Here is a 1,422-nt window from a genome sequence, read left to right on the forward strand (position 1 = left end):
GGGGAACGCGGGCAGCTCCGCGAAGAACATTGCGAGACAGATCCACGCGAAGGAGTTCGCCGAGATCCAGGGGTACGGGGTCCTCGATGACGAGACCGCGCTGCGCTTCGCCTTCGCCCTCGGCACCCTCCGAAACCTCTACCTGGACGACCAGGGTGCGATTTTGAACGTCGGGCGGGACAGCTATACGCCGCCGAAAGCGCTCCGAAGATTCACCGAGCTCCGGGACCAGCACTGCCGCTTCCCCGGCTGCGAACGCCCCGCGATTCGATGCGACCTCGACCACTCCACGCCCTGGGACCAGGGCGGCGAGACCGCGCACGACAACCTCGCACACCTGTGTCGCACGCACCACACGATGAAAGGGCTCGGCGACCCCGGAGCCCGGGCCGGCCTCGGCCCCACCGGGCGACGCCGGGGCCCCTTCCCCCGAGGGTGGCGGTACCGGGGCTGGACACTCCTCGACAACAACAACGGAGTCCTCGAGTGGGAAACGCTCAGCGGCAGACGCGTCAACACCGTGCCGGAACGACCATCGGCACCGACTGATCCCCAGGTGACACCGTGACCACCGCTTGCCGGAACGCCCTCGCCAGCGTTTCAGGGCGAGTATCCGCGGTCGACCGCGGGAGCTTGCCCAGCAGTCGGTGCCCGCGTTACGGAGCCACGACGGCGTCCTGCCCGGTCCTGGTTCGGTGAGCGTCCCGATCAAGCGCAGCGTTCCGCGGCGGCGCACTCCGGCCGGGGGTGACGAGGTTGATGTGGGTTCGGTTCAGGCGCTCACCGAACCAGCACTGGGCCTCCGAGCTAGGCGGTAATCCGCTCCCACAACGCATCCGTCTGCTCGAGCGTATGGGTGAGGTCGCCCGCTGTGTCGATCACGACATCCGCGACGGCTAGGCGTTCCTCGTCACTCGCTTGAGCGGCGATCCTGCGATCCGCTTCCTCTGGGGTTTGCCCGCGGAGCTGGATCACGCGCTCACGACGCACCGCGGCTGGGGCGTGGGCCACGACGACGAGATCCCAGGGGTGGTTCACCTTGGCCTCAACCAGGAGCGGCACGTCGTACACAACAACACCTCGTTCGGGCAGCTCTGTGCGGAGCCGATCCAGGGTATCCGCGGTCAGCTGTAACACGGCCGGATGCACGATCCCGTTGAGCGTCGCCAGGGCCGCCGAGTCGGCGAACACGATCGCGCCAAGCGCTGCCCGGTCCAGCGAGCCGTCCGCAGCGATCACGTCCGGCCCGAAGGCATCAGCGATGCGAGCGAGCGCCGGGGTGCCGGGATCAACCGCGTCGCGAGCGATCTGATCGGCGTCGAGGTGCACGGCGCCGTGCTCCGCGAGGCGGCGGGCGATGGTCGATTTTCCGGACGCAATGCCGCCGGTGAGGCCGATGAGAAACACGCTCAGCAGTGTACT

The 1,422-nt window shown here is 68.3% G+C and carries 2 protein-coding genes; one reads left to right on the forward strand and one right to left on the reverse strand.

Going from position 1 to position 1,422, the window contains the following annotated elements; all coding sequences use genetic code 11:
- Positions 1-568 (forward strand): HNH endonuclease signature motif containing protein (locus OOT08_RS00210; protein ID WP_325090591.1); only part of this gene is annotated, 568 nt, incomplete at its 5' end.
- 239 nt (positions 569-807) lie between these two features.
- On the opposite strand, the gene coaE is transcribed toward OOT08_RS00210, so the two are convergent.
- Complete coding sequence (gene coaE / locus OOT08_RS00215; protein WP_325091258.1) at positions 808-1,407, reverse strand: dephospho-CoA kinase; 600 nt, start codon at positions 1,405-1,407, stop codon at positions 808-810.
- Positions 1,408-1,422: the final 15 nt, after the last annotated feature.

The organism is Leucobacter sp. M11, from assembly GCF_035726885.1.
Classification (GTDB): domain Bacteria; phylum Actinomycetota; class Actinomycetes; order Actinomycetales; family Microbacteriaceae; genus JAPFRB01.